The 16,537-nt window shown below is 61.6% G+C and carries 15 protein-coding genes and 1 pseudogene; 10 read left to right on the top strand and 6 right to left on the bottom strand.

Features of this window, described 5'->3' with window-relative positions; all coding sequences use genetic code 11:
* Positions 1–2: 2 nt before the first annotated feature.
* From GA0061102_RS03325 to GA0061102_RS03300, 6 genes are all read right to left on the bottom strand, one after another.
* Complete coding sequence (locus GA0061102_RS03325; protein ID WP_092843994.1) at positions 3–1,349, bottom strand: multicopper oxidase family protein; 1,347 nt, start codon at positions 1,347–1,349, stop codon at positions 3–5.
* Positions 1,350–1,362: 13 nt separating this feature from the next.
* Positions 1,363–2,808, bottom strand: a complete 1,446-nt coding sequence (locus GA0061102_RS03320) for a TolC family protein (protein WP_092843993.1) — start codon at positions 2,806–2,808, stop codon at positions 1,363–1,365.
* A complete protein-coding gene (locus GA0061102_RS33390; RefSeq protein ID WP_092844248.1) occupies positions 2,805–3,032 on the bottom strand; it encodes a hypothetical protein in 228 nt (75 codons plus the stop codon). The genes GA0061102_RS03320 and GA0061102_RS33390 overlap by 4 nt, the downstream gene beginning before the upstream one ends.
* Positions 3,033–3,125: 93 nt before the next feature.
* Positions 3,126–3,518, bottom strand: coding sequence for a hypothetical protein (locus tag GA0061102_RS03310; protein WP_092843992.1), 393 nt, complete (start codon positions 3,516–3,518; stop codon positions 3,126–3,128).
* A gap of 97 nt (positions 3,519–3,615) precedes the next feature.
* Complete coding sequence (locus tag GA0061102_RS03305; RefSeq protein WP_092843991.1) at positions 3,616–4,782, bottom strand: GGDEF domain-containing protein; 1,167 nt, start codon at positions 4,780–4,782, stop codon at positions 3,616–3,618.
* Positions 4,783–5,456: 674 nt separating this feature from the next.
* Positions 5,457–6,854, bottom strand: coding sequence for an FAD-binding oxidoreductase (locus tag GA0061102_RS03300; protein WP_092843990.1), 1,398 nt, complete (start codon positions 6,852–6,854; stop codon positions 5,457–5,459).
* 106 nt (positions 6,855–6,960) lie between these two features.
* On the opposite strand from GA0061102_RS03300, the gene GA0061102_RS03295 reads away from it, so the two are divergent.
* The 10 genes and pseudogenes from GA0061102_RS03295 (at position 6,961) to paaZ (ending at position 16,516) form a co-directional block, all read left to right on the top strand.
* The gene (locus tag GA0061102_RS03295) at positions 6,961–7,866 is read left to right on the top strand and encodes a LysR substrate-binding domain-containing protein (RefSeq protein WP_092843989.1); all 906 of its coding nucleotides are present in this window, start codon (positions 6,961–6,963) and stop codon (positions 7,864–7,866) included.
* A 324-nt stretch (positions 7,867–8,190) separates the two neighbouring features.
* Positions 8,191–9,084: a phenylacetic acid degradation operon negative regulatory protein PaaX gene (paaX, locus tag GA0061102_RS03290; protein WP_092843988.1), complete on the top strand. Its 894-nt coding sequence runs from the start codon at positions 8,191–8,193 to the stop codon at positions 9,082–9,084.
* 361 nt (positions 9,085–9,445) lie between these two features.
* A pseudogene (locus tag GA0061102_RS03285) lies at positions 9,446–9,754 on the top strand (thiolase family protein); the annotation flags it as partial.
* 136 nt (positions 9,755–9,890) lie between these two features.
* Positions 9,891–10,892: a 1,2-phenylacetyl-CoA epoxidase subunit PaaA gene (gene paaA, locus GA0061102_RS03275; RefSeq protein WP_092843987.1), complete on the top strand. Its 1,002-nt coding sequence runs from the start codon at positions 9,891–9,893 to the stop codon at positions 10,890–10,892.
* Between the two features lie 35 nt (positions 10,893–10,927).
* The gene (gene paaB, locus GA0061102_RS03270) at positions 10,928–11,212 is read left to right on the top strand and encodes a 1,2-phenylacetyl-CoA epoxidase subunit PaaB (protein ID WP_092843986.1); all 285 of its coding nucleotides are present in this window, start codon (positions 10,928–10,930) and stop codon (positions 11,210–11,212) included.
* Positions 11,212–11,991: a 1,2-phenylacetyl-CoA epoxidase subunit PaaC gene (paaC, locus tag GA0061102_RS03265; protein ID WP_092843985.1), complete on the top strand. Its 780-nt coding sequence runs from the start codon at positions 11,212–11,214 to the stop codon at positions 11,989–11,991. The genes paaB and paaC overlap by 1 nt, the downstream gene beginning before the upstream one ends.
* 12 nt (positions 11,992–12,003) lie before the next feature.
* On the top strand, positions 12,004–12,519 hold the full coding sequence (gene paaD / locus GA0061102_RS03260) for a 1,2-phenylacetyl-CoA epoxidase subunit PaaD (protein WP_092843984.1): 516 nt from the start codon (positions 12,004–12,006) through the stop codon (positions 12,517–12,519).
* A gap of 30 nt (positions 12,520–12,549) precedes the next feature.
* Positions 12,550–13,626 carry a 1,2-phenylacetyl-CoA epoxidase subunit PaaE gene (gene paaE, locus GA0061102_RS03255; protein WP_092843983.1) on the top strand — a complete coding sequence of 359 codons (1,077 nt, stop codon included), beginning with the start codon at positions 12,550–12,552 and terminating at the stop codon, positions 13,624–13,626.
* A 55-nt stretch (positions 13,627–13,681) separates the two neighbouring features.
* On the top strand, positions 13,682–14,440 hold the full coding sequence (locus GA0061102_RS03250; RefSeq protein WP_092843982.1) for a Phenylacetic acid catabolic protein: 759 nt from the start codon (positions 13,682–13,684) through the stop codon (positions 14,438–14,440).
* 18 nt (positions 14,441–14,458) lie between these two features.
* Positions 14,459–16,516: a phenylacetic acid degradation bifunctional protein PaaZ gene (gene paaZ, locus GA0061102_RS03245; RefSeq protein WP_092843981.1), complete on the top strand. Its 2,058-nt coding sequence runs from the start codon at positions 14,459–14,461 to the stop codon at positions 16,514–16,516.
* Positions 16,517–16,537 lie beyond the last annotated feature (21 nt).

Raw genomic sequence — 16,537 nt, 5'->3', positions numbered from 1 at the left:
TGTCATTGTTTGGTCGGCTTCGAAGTAATCTGGGTGTTGGCATCCTTCGCTCTAGTCTGCTCCGGCATGTCACCGGTCCATTCCCAGGCCTGCGTTCCTGGCGGGTTTTCGTACCAACCCGGATCGGAGTAATCGTCCGCGGAGATACCCTCGCGGACCTTCACGACCGAGAACATGCCGCCCATTTCGATCGGGCCATGCGGACCCCATCCGGTCATCATGGGAACGGTATTCTCGGGTATGGGCATTTCCATTTCGCCCATATCGGCCATGCCCTTGGTGCCCATGGGCATGTAATCAGGCTGAAGCTTGCGGATCTTGGCGGCGAGCTTGGATTTGTCGGCGCCGATGAAGGTCGGAATGTCATGTCCCATGGCGTTCATCGTGTGATGCGACTTGTGGCAATGGATCGCCCAGTCACCCCCGTATTTGGCGTCGAATTCATAGGCCCGCATGGCGCCGACGGGGATATCGATGCTGACCTCGGGCCAGCGTGCTTCGGGCCTGACCCAGCCTCCGTCGGTGCAGGTCACTTCGAAGTCGTAGCCATGCATATGGATCGGATGATTGGTCATCGTCAGGTTGCCGACGCGCACGCGCACGCGGTCATTCTTCGAGACGACAAGTGGCGTGATGTCGGGAAAGACGCGGCTGTTCCAGCACCACATGTTGAAGTCGGTCATTTCCATGACGCGCGGCACATAGGAGCCGGGATCGATATCGTAGGCGTTGAGGAGGAAGACGAAGTCGCGGTCGACCCGCATGAATTTCGGGTCCTTCGGATGGACGACGAAGAAGCCCATCATGCCCATCGCCATCTGCACCATCTCGTCCGAATGCGGGTGGTACATGAAGGTGCCCGACTTCACGAGATCGAACTCGTAGACGAAGGTCTTGCCGACTGGGATGTGCGGCTGCGTCAGGCCGCCGACGCCATCCATGCCCGATGGAAGGATCATGCCATGCCAGTGGACGGTCGTATGCTCCGGCAGCTTGTTCGTGACGAAGATGCGCACCCGGTCGCCTTCCACCGCTTCGATCGTCGGGCCGGGCGATTGGCCGTTGTAGCCCCAGAGATAGGCCGTCATGCCGTTGGCCATCTCGCGCTCCACCGGCTCGGCGACAAGATGGAACTCCTTGACGCCGTTGTTCAAGCGGTGGGGCAGGGTCCAGCCGTTGAGTGTTACGACCGGCTGGTAATCCGGTCCGGATGAGGGATGAATGGGTGGCTGCATGTCTGCAGACGCCATGGAGGGAGCCTCGGGCAATCCCATGGCTGACGTTTTGGTCCATGCGCCAGCTGCGAGCATGACGGCTCCCGCGCCGAAGAACTGTCTTCTGTTGAACATTGAGATATCCTTTCTACTCGTCGGAGCCGGCGGCTGCGGTTTCGGAGGGGCCGGGGGAAGAGCCGCCGCCATAGATGGCAGGAGCGAGATTGGCCTCCGCGAGCCAGAAGTCGCGCTTGGCGTTGACGGACTGCACGAGGGCGTTGATCGTCTCGCGCGTGTCGGTGAGCAGCTCGAAAGTGTTGGTGATCATGCCGTTGTAGGTCAGGAGCGATTGCTCCTCGACCTTGCTGCGCAGCGGCACGACATTGTTGCGATAGTGACGGGCGATATCGAGGCTTGAGCGGTAGGCCTCATAGGCCGATCTCGCCTCGGAGCGGACGTTCACAGCCTTTTCCGCAAGTCGATTGGCCGAGCGCATATAGGCCAGCTCCGCCTTCCGCATGCGGGCTTTGCCACTGTCGAAAATGGGAATGGCAAAGCCGATATCGGCCGATCCCGTGAAGTCGACCTTCTTGGCCCCATCCTCGCGGCTGCGCTCGGCCTCGAGTCCAGTCGTGAGCTCCAGGTCGGTGACATAGCGGGTGGCTTCCGTCAGGCCGTAGGATTGTGCGGACGCCTCCAGCTCCAGTCTCGCAACCTTCAGATCGATCCGGTTGCGAAGCGCATCCGCCTCGATGGTGTCGCGCTTTGCGATCGTCTTCGGCAGAGGCGGCAGGCGGTTCGGTATCCGATAGTTCACGTCCGGCCCCCAAAGTCCGAGCAGCCGGGTCAGTTCTTCCTTGGCGAGCCGGGCTGCCAGCCGCGACTTGGCCGCTTCTCCTGCAAGTTCGGCCGCGAACGCATGCTCGCGAGCCTGCGCACCCTTCGCCATTGCTCCGGTTTCTCCCAGCTTCTCCGCCAGTTCCGAGGCCGCATCGGCGGCTGTCTGCGCACGCTGGAGCTGGGCAACGTTCTCATCGGCCGCAACGGCCGTTATCCAGGCGCGGCGGGTATCGGCGGCCAGACGCAGCGTCTCGATCGCGGCATTGAGCTGCGCCTGCCGGAAGCGCGTGTCGGCAAGTGCGACATCGCGTTTCTTGGTCATGAGTGCGAGGATATTGGCTGTGAGCGCCCCCTCGATTGTCTTGAATGCTTCAAGCTCGGGCGTGCCGATACCTTTCAGGCCAACGGAGGCCGTCGGATTGAGCAGCATGGTCGTCTGCCAAGCATCCGCCGCGCCGTCGCCGAGATCGGCATAGGCGGCCTGAAGGCCCTTGTTGTTGAGGAGCGCGATCTGGACCGCGGTATCGACATCCAGGCTCTTCTCGCGAGAAAGGAGAGCCTTGGTCTGCGCGGACAACGCCTTTGCCTGCTGCTGGTTTTGAACCCAGACGGCGTCCTTCGCCATCGCGGATCTGGTCGAAGTCGACACAGTGGAGAAGCCGGCGTCCTTCCCGGCATATTCGGCACCGCTGACACAGCCGCCGAGAATGATTGGAAATACGGCAACCACTGCAAGCGTTCGAATTAAGCTCATGACGCATCTCCCTTGGCTGGAGACTGCCGGTCGTTCTGTTGGCGCCAGGGCTTGGCATCGATAGGCTTGCGCGGGATGTAGCCCGAGATAGGGGGATTGTATTGGAAGGGAGCGACAGAACGCGTCTGTGCGACATCCGATGACGGGACAACGTCAGGAGGAAAAGTGGATGCGCAGCCGCCGACGAACAAGGGCAGCCCCACCACGACTATGGAAGGTCTCATCTTTAGAAATCCGAATAGGAGATTGCCAACGGCCGTTGCGGGAAAAATCCCGGCAAAAGCCATGCGAACCCGTCAGATGCGGGCGAATCCTATTCAGATATTCGGGGGACGATCGAAATTGGGTTTTTCGCCGAGCGCGCGCTGATCGTCGACAAACTGGCGAATGGACGACACGGCAAATCCGCCGACATCATAGCCATTGCAGATGATGCCGTAGCCGATACAGAAATCCTTGCAGTATTCCTGCTTGGCGATCTTATCTTTCACCAATCCGGACGTATCATCGCGATGATTATCGGCGGCTTGCTCCTGCACGGCTTGATGATCGCCGTGAACCATCTGCCCCGCAGCGCGGACTTCGGGAAATGCCGAACCGTGCATGGCGGCATTCGCGTTGGACAAGGTATATCCTGCCAGCGATACGATGATCGCCAGCCGCACAAGAAGGAGCAATTTGCTCAGTGCGATTCGATAGATTTTGCCCATGTACAAGCAGCTACAATCAAACCTGGCCCTTTTCAAGGGCAATATGAATCCAAGATTCGCGCCGCTCAATTAACGCCGAACAACGTGACTACGCTGTTTATCCCAATCGCAGATAGTTTTCGGGAATATGGTCGGTATCGGTGTCGCAAACTCGGTTTCGTCCAGCCGCTTTGGCCAGATAAAGGCCGCGGTCGGCCTCCCTGCATAGCTCCGGAAGGGATGAACGGTCATTGCTCGCCCGTGCGATACCAATGCTCGCTGTCACGCTGACATCGGGGCCGAGGCGAAGGTACCGTATTTCTGGCAATGCCTTGCGCACCCGCTCCGCCAGGAGCAATGGATCTCCAGCTCCAGACGGAAGGAAAATAATGAACTCCTCTCCTCCCTGGCGCCCGAATAGAGCGGTCGGTGGCAACATCGACTGCACCGCCTGTGCCATTTTCGCGAGGACTTCATCGCCGGCGGCATGGCCCCAACGATCGTTCAACTGTTTGAAATGATCGATATCGAGGTAAAGAATGGCATCGCCATTTCGCAGCTGCTTGGAGACATTTTCGTTAAAGAAGCGGCGGTTATAGAGGCCCGTGAGAGCGTCGCGTTCGGCCAGATGCCTGATCTTGATATGCTGCCGCTCGCTAATGAAAATTACGATGGCAATCGCGAGCACGAACTTGGATAGGATCATCAGGAAAAAGCCGCTTGCCACGTCGAGCAGAGCGAACGAGTTCAAGGAGAACTCCAACGCCATGGTCAGCGACAGGAGACTATAGGCGGCAAGTATTGCCGCCACCAGCTTGCGGATCGGGAGCGGCTCGCGGTGCGCATCCATGAAGACAACAAGCGCGGTGGCGGCCATTGTCAGGCAAGCGAGAAAATTGAAGGCGGACGCCCGATAGGTGTTGTTTAGATGGAATGCCGTGACAACGCCTGCCGCCAGCGTTAACGCGGCGGGTAGCAGCGCAAGCCCGATCTTGATTTTTCTAGCAGGGTCGCTGATCAGGACAAATGCCAAGCCCAGCAGGGAATACCCAAGCACGGCAAGGACAATGCTCATCAGGCTCAGGGGTCCGTAAAACGCAGGATGAGTTTCGGCATGCCCGGCTGAGGTCGAAGCCACAGCCAGAACGACAAAACTCGCTGCGAGAAGTCCGACGCCACGGCTTTCCGTCGAAGTGAGCCGTAAGTAGCCTAAGGTCAAGGCGCCCGCGATATAGGATGTCTTCTGCAGGAAGAGCACCGTCGGCATATCCAATTCATTGATCATCAAGTATCACCGCATGACCGTTCATTGCGATTGCCCTACCGGAAAACGCTGAATATTTTGCGAATAACGGCATCGATCGGGAATTTTTGCCCAAATCGCAAATAACCGCATCAATGTATTCAATTCGCCGCATTGGACCCCTTCACTCCTGATGAGACAGACATGTCTTTGTTCGACGCTTTGCGAAGACGCGAACTCGCCCCTATCAATATTGCCGGTATGTCTGCGGTCGGGTTGTAAAGGAACACGCAAACGGAAAGGGAAATGGGATGTCCAGTAATCCAGGCAGCGCCTTTCGACTTGACGAAGGTAGTTGCCGCTGTTGTTCGCCTCTGACGGTGTTGGCCTGATCTGCATCGGTGGAAAGCGACCGGCTGACCATCCGTTATCAAAAATCTCATTGCGAGCATCAATGCCGCGCGCTCGAGGATAGGATAACCGCCGAAGAAACTATTTAAAGTCTCGGATAAAGACCCTTTCGGCAGCGTCGATCGCTGCACAGATGCCAGGATCCGCGTGCAAGGCACTCAGACTCATGAGGTGGTGACGCCTTCGCGACAATTCCCGAACTGGCTGCTGCGAAGAAGCGATATATCGCCATCATGGCAGCAACGATTGCAAGCCGACAAGAATGCTCCAGCGGCTGCGAATCTCGGCCTCGGCAACATCACGAATCAAACCGTTGGCTTGATGTTCTGGTTCAGGCGGAAAAGATTCGTCGGATCGTATTTGTTTTTGAGTGCGACAAGGCGCGCATAGTTTTCACCATAGGCGTCGCGCACCCGGTCCTCGCCCTCGTCCCCCAGGTTGTTGGCATAAACGCCGCTTGTCGAATATGGCCTGACGGCGCTCCACAGCTCGCGGGCCCAACGCATATTGGCTTCATCGTCGGCGGGAGCATCCCAAATGGCAATCGGGAAGCAGTCGTAGAGGGCGTCACGGTTCACATACGGCGAATCCGATTTTGAGGTTCGGGCGATTGCGCCACCGACCTGCTGAAAGACCAGCAGCGATGCATGCGACGGCGCCTTTGCATAGGTGTCGAGGAGCGCATCGATGATGCCATCGCCGATATGGTTGAGGAACTGGGCTTTCCAATAGTAGCGGCGCCCGCGCGGAAAAAGCGCATCGCCGCCCGATTGGATCTGAAGATAAGGCCGCGCGGCGAGGCTGCTTTCGACCGGCGAGCCGAACTTCATGAGCGGAGCAAGGATCGGTTCGCCCGCCTCCTGCGGTCCGACATAGCACGCTGAGATGCTGAAGAATCGGTCGCCCGATGGTGTTGTTACAAGTGCGGCATCAACGCTGAGTTCATCGGGCGCCTGGCGGGAGAACTCATGATAAAACTTCATCGCGCCGCGGGCATGGTCGTAACTGTGAAGGACGGAGCCGACCAGCAGTGCCGGGCCGACGGGATGAAGCCGATATTCGAAAGCCGTCACGATGCCGAAATTGCCGCCGCCGCCCCGCAGTCCCCAGAACAGGTCGGGGTGCTCGGAGGCGCTCGTCCTCAGCAGCGTGCCGTCCGCGGTCACGATTTCGGCGGCGATGAGGTTGTCGCAGGTCAGGCCATGTTTGCGCCCAAGCTTGCCGAACCCACCGCCGAGGGTGAGCCCGGCGATGCCGGTGTCGCTGTTGACGCCCATCGTCGTTGCCAGGCCATGAGCCTGCGTGGCCCTGTCGAACTCGCCCAGATTGAGCCCCGCCTCGGCCCGGGCTATGCGGCGCTCGGGGTCGACCTGCATTCCTTTCATGCGCGACAGATCGATCACGATGCCATCGTCGCACAAGGACAGGCCCGCGACATTGTGACCGCCGCTTCGAACGGCGACAAGGAGGCGGTGCACACGCGCGAAGGTCACCGCTTTGATGACATCGTCGGTGTCGGCGCAAAAGACGATCGCGGCAGGCCGCTTGTCGATCGCACCATTCCAGACCCGGCGCGCCTGCTCATAGGTGGGATCCGCCGGCAGCACCAGGTCGCCGCGGAGGTCTTGCCGCAGCTGCTCAAGGGCTGGGGTGGACGCAAGGACTGCGCCTAAGGAAGTGTTAGCAGGCTGCTCTACATTCATGGATGTCGCCTCCTATCGAGTGGGAATATCGTCTCACTGTCTGCAACTTGCAGCAAAGCCAAAGATCTCAGGTGCTGGATGAGAGAAATTCATCTAGATTGGCGGCATGAGGAACCTTCCGCCCCTACGCTCGCTGCACGCCTTCGAGGCCGCGGCCAGGCATGGCAGCTTCAAGCTCGCCGCGGCCGAGCTTGGGGTGACGTCGACTGCGATCAGCCACCAGATCCGGTTGCTGGAGGAGACCTGTGGTTACAAGCTGTTTCAGCGCCGGCCGCGACCTCTCCTGCTGACGAAAGCCGGTGCACGGCTGTTTCCAGGGCTGCGCAATGGCTTTGATGTGCTCGCTGGCGCAATCGCCGCGGTTGCCGAACCCGATGCCCGGGCGCCGTTGCGGATTACGAGCCCGAATGCATTTGCAAGTCGATGGCTCGTCCCACGCCTGTCGAAATGGCGAGAGGAAAACCCGACCGTCCCATTGGAGATCATCGGGACCGATGCGGTGCTCGATCTGCGGGCCGGCGCCGCCGATGTTGCGATCCGCTATGCGCGCAGGCCGCCACAGGACTTCGTTGCGCAAGAGGTTTTTCGCGACACGTTCTTTCCGGTTTGCAGTCCTCGCTTGCTGGCGAGCGATGGGCGGTCGATCCAACGCGTTGCCGATCTCCTGCGCTTTCCGCTGATCCATTTTGACTGGATGAACCGGGATCCTGGCGCTCCGACTTGGCAACAATGGCTGACCACGGCGCGTTCGATTGATCCAAGCCTGGAAACGGACAAAGCGTGGGATCTGAGCTTTCGTGAGGAACTGCACGCGATCGATGCCGTCGTGGCGGGCCAGGGGATTGCGATCTGCAGCGACGTGGTCGTCAGCAATGAACTGAGGAGTGGAGTGCTGGTGAAGGCGCATCCGCTCTCGTTGCCCGGCTACGGCTTCTACCTCGTTGCGATGGCCCACACGTCACGTGCACCGGACATCGAAACTTTCTCGGCTTGGCTACGGGCGATCGTTTGAGCGCTTGTCCGGCAGGATCTGCGCTGGGCAACTGGCGCTGATTGCGGGTCCACGGATGCTCCCACTTCGTGTCAGAGCACGCTGCTTGGTCAGGGACGCAACTGCTAATTCCGGAAACGTCACCGACGCCGCCTCAAAGACCGCTCAGCAAGCCGGCTGGAGCGATGAGCAATTTGGTTTGGAAGGGTCGAAGACCACTTCGATGCTGTCGAGCGGCGGATGTGTGAGGTGCGAGCCCTGCTGTCTCTGGCTCACGACAGCGCTGGACGGCCGGACGAAGTGTGCTATGCGGAAAGCGGAGGGCAAGTCGAAAGGATGAGCAGAATGGCGGTTGAGGCGGCGAAAGAGGACATCTGCGAACTCGTTAAGCGGATTGTCGTCGAGCGGCCGCCGACGGCAGCGAGCTTTATCGTCACCATCTACGGCGACATCGTCGAGCCGCGCGGCGGCGTGGTCTGGATCGGCAATCTCATCGAGACCTGCGCCGGTGTCGGCATCAGCGAGACGCTGGTGCGCACCGCCGTGTCACGCCTCGTCTCGGCCGGCCAGCTCCTCGGCGAGCGCGAGGGGCGGCGAAGCTATTATCGTCTTTCCCCGGCCGCCCGCGCGGAATTCAGCGCCGCCGCCGCCGTGCTCTTCAGGCACGAGCAGGCCGAAGGGTGGCAGTTTGTGCGCCCGGCGGGCGTCAACCTCGAAGAAGAAATGCAGGCGCTGGAGCGCGTGGGAATGGCGCGCCTCGGGCCAAGGCTTGCGGTCGGGCCGAGGCGGTCGCTGCCTGGCGTCGTCCCGGCGCTCGTCTTTCGTGCCGACGTGGCGCAAGGCGAGGTGGAGCTTACCGCGTTTGCCGCCGATCATTGGGATCTCGCCCCGCATGCGGAAGCCTATCGCGCCTTCCTTTCCCGTTTTACGCCTGTCGCGGAAACTTTCGCCGCTGACCTGCCCACCGACGCTGAGACCGCCCTTTCAGCACGGCTCCTGCTCGTGCATCAGTTCCGTGCCATCGCGCTCCGCGATCCTCGGCTGCCGGCCGCCGCCTTGCCGGCGGATTGGCCGGGCGACGCCGCTCGCCGCCTCTTCGCCGAACTCTATCTCGCGCTTTCTCCCACTGCCGACCGGCATGTTGCCAACCAATTCGTCACCGCCTCGGGACCGCTCGCCGAAGAGAGTGATGATACGCGGCGCCGAGCCGAGATGCTCGGGTTCCGAGCCTCAGTCTAGTTCACCCGATCGCCTTGCTCATCCGCAGGGAGGGGGCCGGCTGAAGGCGCGGCTCGAGATTTTAAGAGTGCGCGCACCCTTCTGACGATCGGCAGAGGGAAAGACCCGAATTGCAGGGTTTCCCCATCCCTCATCCTCAAGCCAGCGTGCAGGCAGATTGTCTCGCACCTGGTGGTCATTTTCGACGGAAGATCGCTCGCTGAGCGCCTCTGTGTTAAAATCGGAATATAGCCACTCTGTAAAACATTACATAAAAGTCAAAAAATTGCGTTGCACTGTGATGTTTCCGGTGGTAATACATGACCGATCGGTCGGTTAATTTATTTCCGGCCGAATGCGGCGATGCAGCGGGAGGAAATGCATGTCCGAAGCTTTCATCTGCGATGCGGTGAGAATGCCGATCGGCCGTTATGGCGGAGCGCTCGCTTCGGCGCGCGCTGACTATCTGGCGGCCGTCCCGCTCGCCCATCTCCCCAAGCGCAATTCGGACGTCGACTGGGCGAAGGTCGAGGATGTCATCTACGGCTGCGCCAACCAGGCCGGCGAAGACAATCGCAATGTCGCACGCATGGCCGTGCTGCTGTCCGGCATGCCGATCTCGATCCCGGGTGCAACCGTCAATCGCCTCTGCTGCTCCGGCATGGACGCTGTCGGCATGGCGGCGCGCGCCTCGTCACCACTGCCACCTATCAGCTTGACCGCCAGGGCGGACGCCATGCGCTATGTACCATGTGCATCGGCGTCGGCCAGGGTATCGCCATCATTCTTGAGCGCGTCTGATCGCGCGAAAGCAGAAGGATAGAACCATGTACGCACAGATGGTGAAGACCGACACCGCCCGCGTCCGCAGCCTCGACGAGATGGATCCCGTCGAGCGCGACTTCCAGGAGCGTATCGACGCCGGCCAGAAGATCGAACCGAAGGAATGGATGCCGGAAGGCTACCGCAAGACGCTGGTGCGCCAGATCAGCCAGCACGCCCATTCCGAAATTGTCGGCCAGCTGCCAGAAGGCAACTGGATCACGCGTGCTCCGACACTGGAAAGAAAGGCGATTCTGCTCGCCAAGGTACAGGACGAAGCGGGCCACGGCCTCTATCTCTACTGCGCCGCCGAAACGCTCGGCATCAGCCGCGACGAGATGTACGGCCAGCTCCATTCCGGCAAGGCGAAATATTCCTCGATTTTCAACTATCCGACGCTCACTTGGGCGGATATCGGCGCGATCGGCTGGCTGGTCGACGGTGCGGCGATCATGAACCAGGTACCGCTGCAGCGCTGTTCGTATGGCCCCTATGCGCGGGCCATGGTGCGCATCTGCAAGGAGGAAAGTTTTCACCAGCGCCAGGGTTTCGACATCCTGATGAAGATGGTGAAGGGCACGCCTCAGCAGAAGGCGATGGTCCAGGATGCGCTGAACCGCTGGTGGTGGCCGTCGCTGATGATGTTTGGTCCTTCCGACGACGCTTCGGTCCATTCGGCCCAATCGATGGCCTGGAAGATCAAGCAGAACTCCAATGACGAGCTGCGCCAGAAGTTTGTCGACCAGACCGTGCCGCAGGCCGAATATCTCGGTCTCACCGTTCCCGATCCGGACCTCAAATGGAATGAGAATAAGGGCGGCTATGATTTCGGCGAGCCGGACTGGAGCGAATTCTTCGACGTTATCGCCGGCAACGGCCCATGCAACGCCGAGCGGTTGAACGCCCGCAAGTCCGCCTGGGACGAAGGCGCCTGGTTCCGTGACGGGCTGGTCGCCCACGCCGAGAAGGCGGATGCGCGGCGTGCCGCCCGGATGCCGGCGGAATGAGCGGCAAGCAGTCATAGTTTCAAGGGAGAGAATTCATGTCGAGCGAATGGCCCCTCTGGGAAGTTTTCATCCGCGGCCAGCACGGCCTCAACCACCGCCACGTCGGCAGCCTGCACGCGCCGGATGCCGAAATGGCCATCAACAATGGCCGCGACGTTTATGTCCGCCGCAATGAGGGCGTCAGCATCTGGGTCGTGCGCTCTTCGGATATCGCCGCCAGCGCGCCATCGGACAAGGGCCCGCTGTTCGAGCCGTCGAACTCCAAGGTCTACCGTCATCCGACGTTCTTCGACATTCCAGACGAAGTGGGGCACATGTGATGGCGACAGCGACCGACACGGCCGTCGACAAGGCGGTGCTCACCGAGTTCCTGACGAGAATGGGAGACAATGCCCTCATCCTCGGCCACCGTGTCTCCGAATGGTGTGGACACGGGCCTGCGCTGGAGGAGGATATCGCGCTCGCCAACGTAGCGCTTGACCTGATCGGCCAGACGCAGCTTTGGCTCGGCCTTGCTGCAGAAATTGAAGGCAAGGGCCGGAGCGCTGACGATCTCGCATTCCTGCGCGACGGCTTCGACTTTCGTAATCTGCTGCTCGTAGAGCGCCCGAACGGCGACATAGGCCAGACGCTGATGCGCCAGTTCCTGTTCGACGCCTGGCACTTGCAGATGTTGAATGCCCTCAAGGGCTCGGCCGAGCGGCACATCGCGGAGATCGCCGAAAAGGCCTCGAAAGAGGTGGCCTACCATCTGGAGCGCAGCCGCGACCTGGTGATCCGCCTCGGCGACGGCACCGACGAAAGCCACCGCCGTATGCAGGCAGCCCTCGACGGGCTATGGGCTTATACGGGCGAAATGTTCATCGGCGACGCGGGCGATGCTGCCCTTGCGGCAACGGGCGTTGCGCCGCAGCCGGAAAGCCTGAAGGCCGGCTGGGACGAAATCGTTGCCGAGGCGCTTGCTGAAGCCACGCTGAAGAAGCCGGCCGATGGCTACATGCACAAGGGCGGCAAGCGCGGCGTCCACTCCGAGCATCTGGGCTTCATCCTCACCGAGATGCAGTTCCTGCAGCGCGCCTATCCGGGCGCGACCTGGTAGGGAGGGAGGATCATGGCGCAGCCTTCGACGGAAACCGTATGGCAATGGCTGGCCGAGGTCCCCGACCCGGAGATCCCGGTCATTTCGCTCACCGATCTCGGTATCATCCGCAACGTGCGGTGGGATGACGGGACGCTGGTGGTGACGGTGACGCCGACCTATTCGGGTTGTCCGGCGACCGCCATCATCAACCTCGACATCGAGGCAGCCCTTGCCGCGCGCGGTGTGGTCAAGGTCCGGCTCGAACGGCAATTGTCACCTGCCTGGACCACCGACTGGATTAGTGCAGAGGGCCGCGACAAGCTCAAGGTCTACGGGATTGCCCCACCGGTCGACGGCACCGCCGCTGACGGGACCCTGATGAAGCGTATCGACCGGCTCGCCGGCCGCTCGAACCTGATGATCGAATGTCCGCGCTGCGGTTCGACGCGGACGGAGAAGATCAGCCAGTTCGGATCGACGCCCTGCAAGGCGAGCTATCGCTGCGCGGAGTGCCTGGAACCCTTCGATTATTTCAAGTGCATCTGAGCGATGCCGCAATAAGTGAGGCCCCAAATCGTGGCACGTTTCCATTCCCTTCAAGTCGCCGATGTCCGCGGCGAGACCCGCGACGCCGTGGTGGTTACCCTTGTTCCGAGCGAGGAGGACCGCGCCGCCTTCGACTTCACGCAAGGCCAGTACCTGACCTTCCGGCGAGCCTTTGAGGGTGAGGAGCTGCGCCGCTCCTATTCGATCTGCGCCGGCCGCGATGAAGGCTTCCTGCGCGTCGGCATCAAGCGCGTCGACGGCGGCTGCTTCTCAACCTGGGCGAACGAAGAGCTGAAGATCGGCGACACGCTGGAGGCGATGCCGCCGATGGGCGCCTTCTTCACCGCGCTGGAGCCGGAGAAGGCAAAGCACTATCTCGGCTTTGCCGGCGGCAGCGGCATTACGCCGGTGCTCTCGATTATCAAGACCGTGCTCGCCCGCGAACCACGCTCGCGCTTCACCCTCGTCTACGCCAACCGTCAGATCAGCTCGATCATGTTCCGCGAAGAGTTGGATGACCTGAAGAACATTTATCTCGGACGCTTCTCAATTATCCACGTGCTTGAAAGCGAAGCGCAGGATATCGACCTCTTCACTGGCCGTATCGATGCCGAAAAATGCGAAGGCCTCTTCTCGCACTGGATTGACCTGAAGTCCGTCGATACCGCCTTCATCTGCGGCCCCGAGCCGATGATGCTGGCAATTGCGGCGGCGCTGCGCAACCATGGCCTTTCCGACGGGCAGATCAAGTTCGAGTTGTTTGCGTCTTCTCAGCCTGGCCGGGCGCGGCGTAAAGCCGAAAGCGCAGCCGGCGCCGACCGCGACGCCACCTGCCATGCGACCGTCACCCTCGACGGCGCGACCCGCGGCTTTACCTTTCCGAAGCACGGCCAGAGCCTGCTTGACGCCGCGCTCGAAAACGCGATGGACGCGCCCTACGCCTGCAAGGCTGGCGTCTGCTCCACCTGTCGCGCCAAGGTGCTGGAAGGCGAGGTGGAAATGGAGGTCAACCACGCGCTCGAGGATTACGAGGTGCGACAGGGCTATGTGCTCACCTGCCAGTGCTACCCGCTGACCGACCGCATCGTGGTGAGCTACGACCAGTAAGTACGTCCTCTTCTTCCGGCCACGAAGAAGGGAAGAGAGAATTGGGAGAAATGCAATGTCCGATGATGTGATGCCGATCGAAGACTATCTGGCGCAAGGAGGCATGCTGACCTCGCCTGATAATGTGCCGGCGCGCTATCGCGGCGAACTCTTGAGGCTGATGGCGAGCTTCGTCGACAGCGAGCTTGCGGGTGCCGCCGGCTTTGCCGACATCATCAATGATGCGCCGGGCATCAAGGAACGCATTTCGGCTGCCCGTATCGTGCTGGAAAAGACCGATCATGCCGGCCGGGTGCTGGAGGTGATGGGTTCCTTCGGTGTCGATACGCGCCGCTATGCCAACCATTATCCATGGGCGGCGCGCGTCGCTCGCGACGCCGATATCGGCGCGGCACGACGCGAAGGCGACATGCGGCTTTCCGTCTTCCACTATCCGCTCGCCGGCTGGGTGGACGCTGTGGTCATGAACCTTTTGATGGGCAAGGCTTCCGTCATCCAGCTCAACGAGTTGGCGCGCGTCTCCTATCAGCCGCTCGCCGACGTCTTCCGCATTATCCTGCCGCGCGAGGCGCGCCATACCGAACTGGCGCTCGCCGGCTTGGAGCGCATTGCGGAAACTCCGGAAGGCCGCGCCGAAATCGCTGCCTCGCTCGCCTATTGGCGCCCGCGCGTCGCGGCAAGCTTCGGTCTGGCTGGCTCGGTCCGCTACGAGACGCTCTCCCGTTTCGGCCTGCGTCATACGCCCAACGAGACAATGCTTGCGCAGTGGGAAGGCGCGGTCGAAAGCGCGCTTTCCGCCCTGCCGCTGAACTGACATAGGAAGGACCACGAGATGACCATCAACGTACAGGCGCCACGTCGGCTCGAAAGCTATGTCTGCGGTAGCTGGGCGGCCGGCGCGAAGGAAGGCGTGCCGCTGCTCGACGCGGCGACCGGCGCCCCGGTCGCGCTGATCGATTCCACCGGCCTCGACTTCAAGGCGGCGCTCGCCTACGGCCGCGACAAGGCGGGAGCCGCGCTCCGCCGTATGTCCTTCCACGAGCGCGCTGCCATGCTGAAGGCCCTCGGCCTGGCGCTCATGGAGCAAAAGGAGGAATTCTACGCACTGTCCTATGCGACAGGCGCCACCCGCGCCGACAGCTGGATCGACATCGAGGGTGGTATCGGCACGCTGCTTTCCTACGCCTCCAAGGCCCGGCGCGAGCTACCGAACACCCGCGTGCTGACAGACGGCGACGTGGAGCTGCTGTCCAAGGACAGCAGCTTTTCCGCCCAGCACATCCTCACGCCGCTCGAAGGCGTCGCCGTCCATATCAACGCCTTCAACTTTCCCTGCTGGGGCATGCTCGAAAAGATTGCGCCGACGCTGATCGCCGGTCTGCCGGCGATCGTCAAACCCGCCAGCCAGACCGCCTACCTCACGGAATTGATGGTCAGGCGGATGGTCGAGACAGGTATCCTGCCGGAAGGCGCGGTACAGCTCATCTGCGGTTCTGTCGGCGATCTGCTCGACTATGTCGGCGATCAGGACGTCGTCACCTTCACCGGCTCGGCTGCGACCGGCCGGCGGCTGAAGACCCATCCGGCGATCGTCGCAAATTCCGTCCGCTTTACCATGGAGGCCGACAGTCTCAACGCTGCCGTGCTCGGTCTCGACGCCGCGCCCGGCACGGAGGAGTTCGACCTCTTCGTCAAGGAGGTCGCCCGTGAAATGACCGCGAAGGCCGGGCAGAAGTGCACCGCCATCCGTCGAGTCATCGCGCCGCGCCGCTATACCGACGCGCTGGTCGCAGCACTTGGCGATCGGCTCGCCAAGACTGCGCTCGGCAACCCTGCCGAAGAAGGTGTGCGCATGGGCCCGCTCGCCAGCCTCGACCAGCGCGAGGAAGTGCGCGCCCGCATTCGCGACCTATCCGCCGACGCCGAGATCGTCGCAGGTGATCCCGGCAATCCGCGTGTCGTCTCCGGCGATGCGGAAGCCGGCGCCTTCCTCAATCCAGTCCTCCTCTATTGCGACAAGCCCGCCTCCGCGCGCGCCGTCCATGATGTCGAGGCTTTTGGCCCGGTCAGCACCGTCATGCCGTACGACACGGTGGAAGAGGCTATTGAGCTTGCCAAGCGCGGCAAGGGAAGCCTCGTTGCCTCGGTCTTCACCAACGACCCGCATTTTGCCGAGGACGTCGTCATCGGCATGGCGCCGTTCCATGGTCGCGTGCTGATCGGCAACCGCGTCAGCGCCAAAACTTCGACCGGTCACGGCTCGCCGCTGCCGGGTCTCGTCCATGGCGGTCCGGGCCGCGCCGGTGGTGGCGAGGAACTCGGCGGCATGCGCAGCGTCAAGCACTACATGCAGCGTACGGCCGTCCAGGGCGCGCCCGCGCTGCTTTCCGCCGTCACCGGCCGATGGCTGGCCGGCGCGCCGGCGAACACCCACGGCGAGCACCCCTTCCGCAAATCACTTGCGGAACTCAAGATCGGCGACCAGCTGGAGACGGCCGAGCGCATCGTGACACTCGAAGACATCGAGCATTTCGCCCACTTCACGGGTGATACCTTCTACGCCCACATGGACGAGGAGGCGGCCCGCGCCAATCCCTTCTTCGACGGACGAGTGGCGCACGGCTACCTCATCGCCTCCTTCGCCGCCGGCCTCTTCGTCGACCCGGCGCCGGGTCCGGTGCTTGCCAACTATGGTGTCGACAGCTTGCGCTTCCTCACCCCGGTCTATCCGGGCGATGCTCTGAAGGTGCGGCTTACAGCCAAGGAGATCAACCCGCGCGAAAACGCCGACCACGGCGAGGTGCGCTGGGATTGCCGCGTCAGCAACCAGAAGGGCGAGACTGTGGCGCAGTACGATGTGCTGACCATGGTGGCGAAGACCCGAGGGTAAACATCAACGGTTTCCGGCCGC

Origin of the sequence: Martinezella miluonensis (assembly GCF_900094545.1) — a bacterium.
GTDB classification, from domain to species: Bacteria; Pseudomonadota; Alphaproteobacteria; order Rhizobiales; family Rhizobiaceae; genus Rhizobium; species Rhizobium miluonense.
The sequence above is the reverse complement of the archived record's forward strand: the minus strand, read 5'-3'. Positions and strand labels throughout refer to the sequence as shown.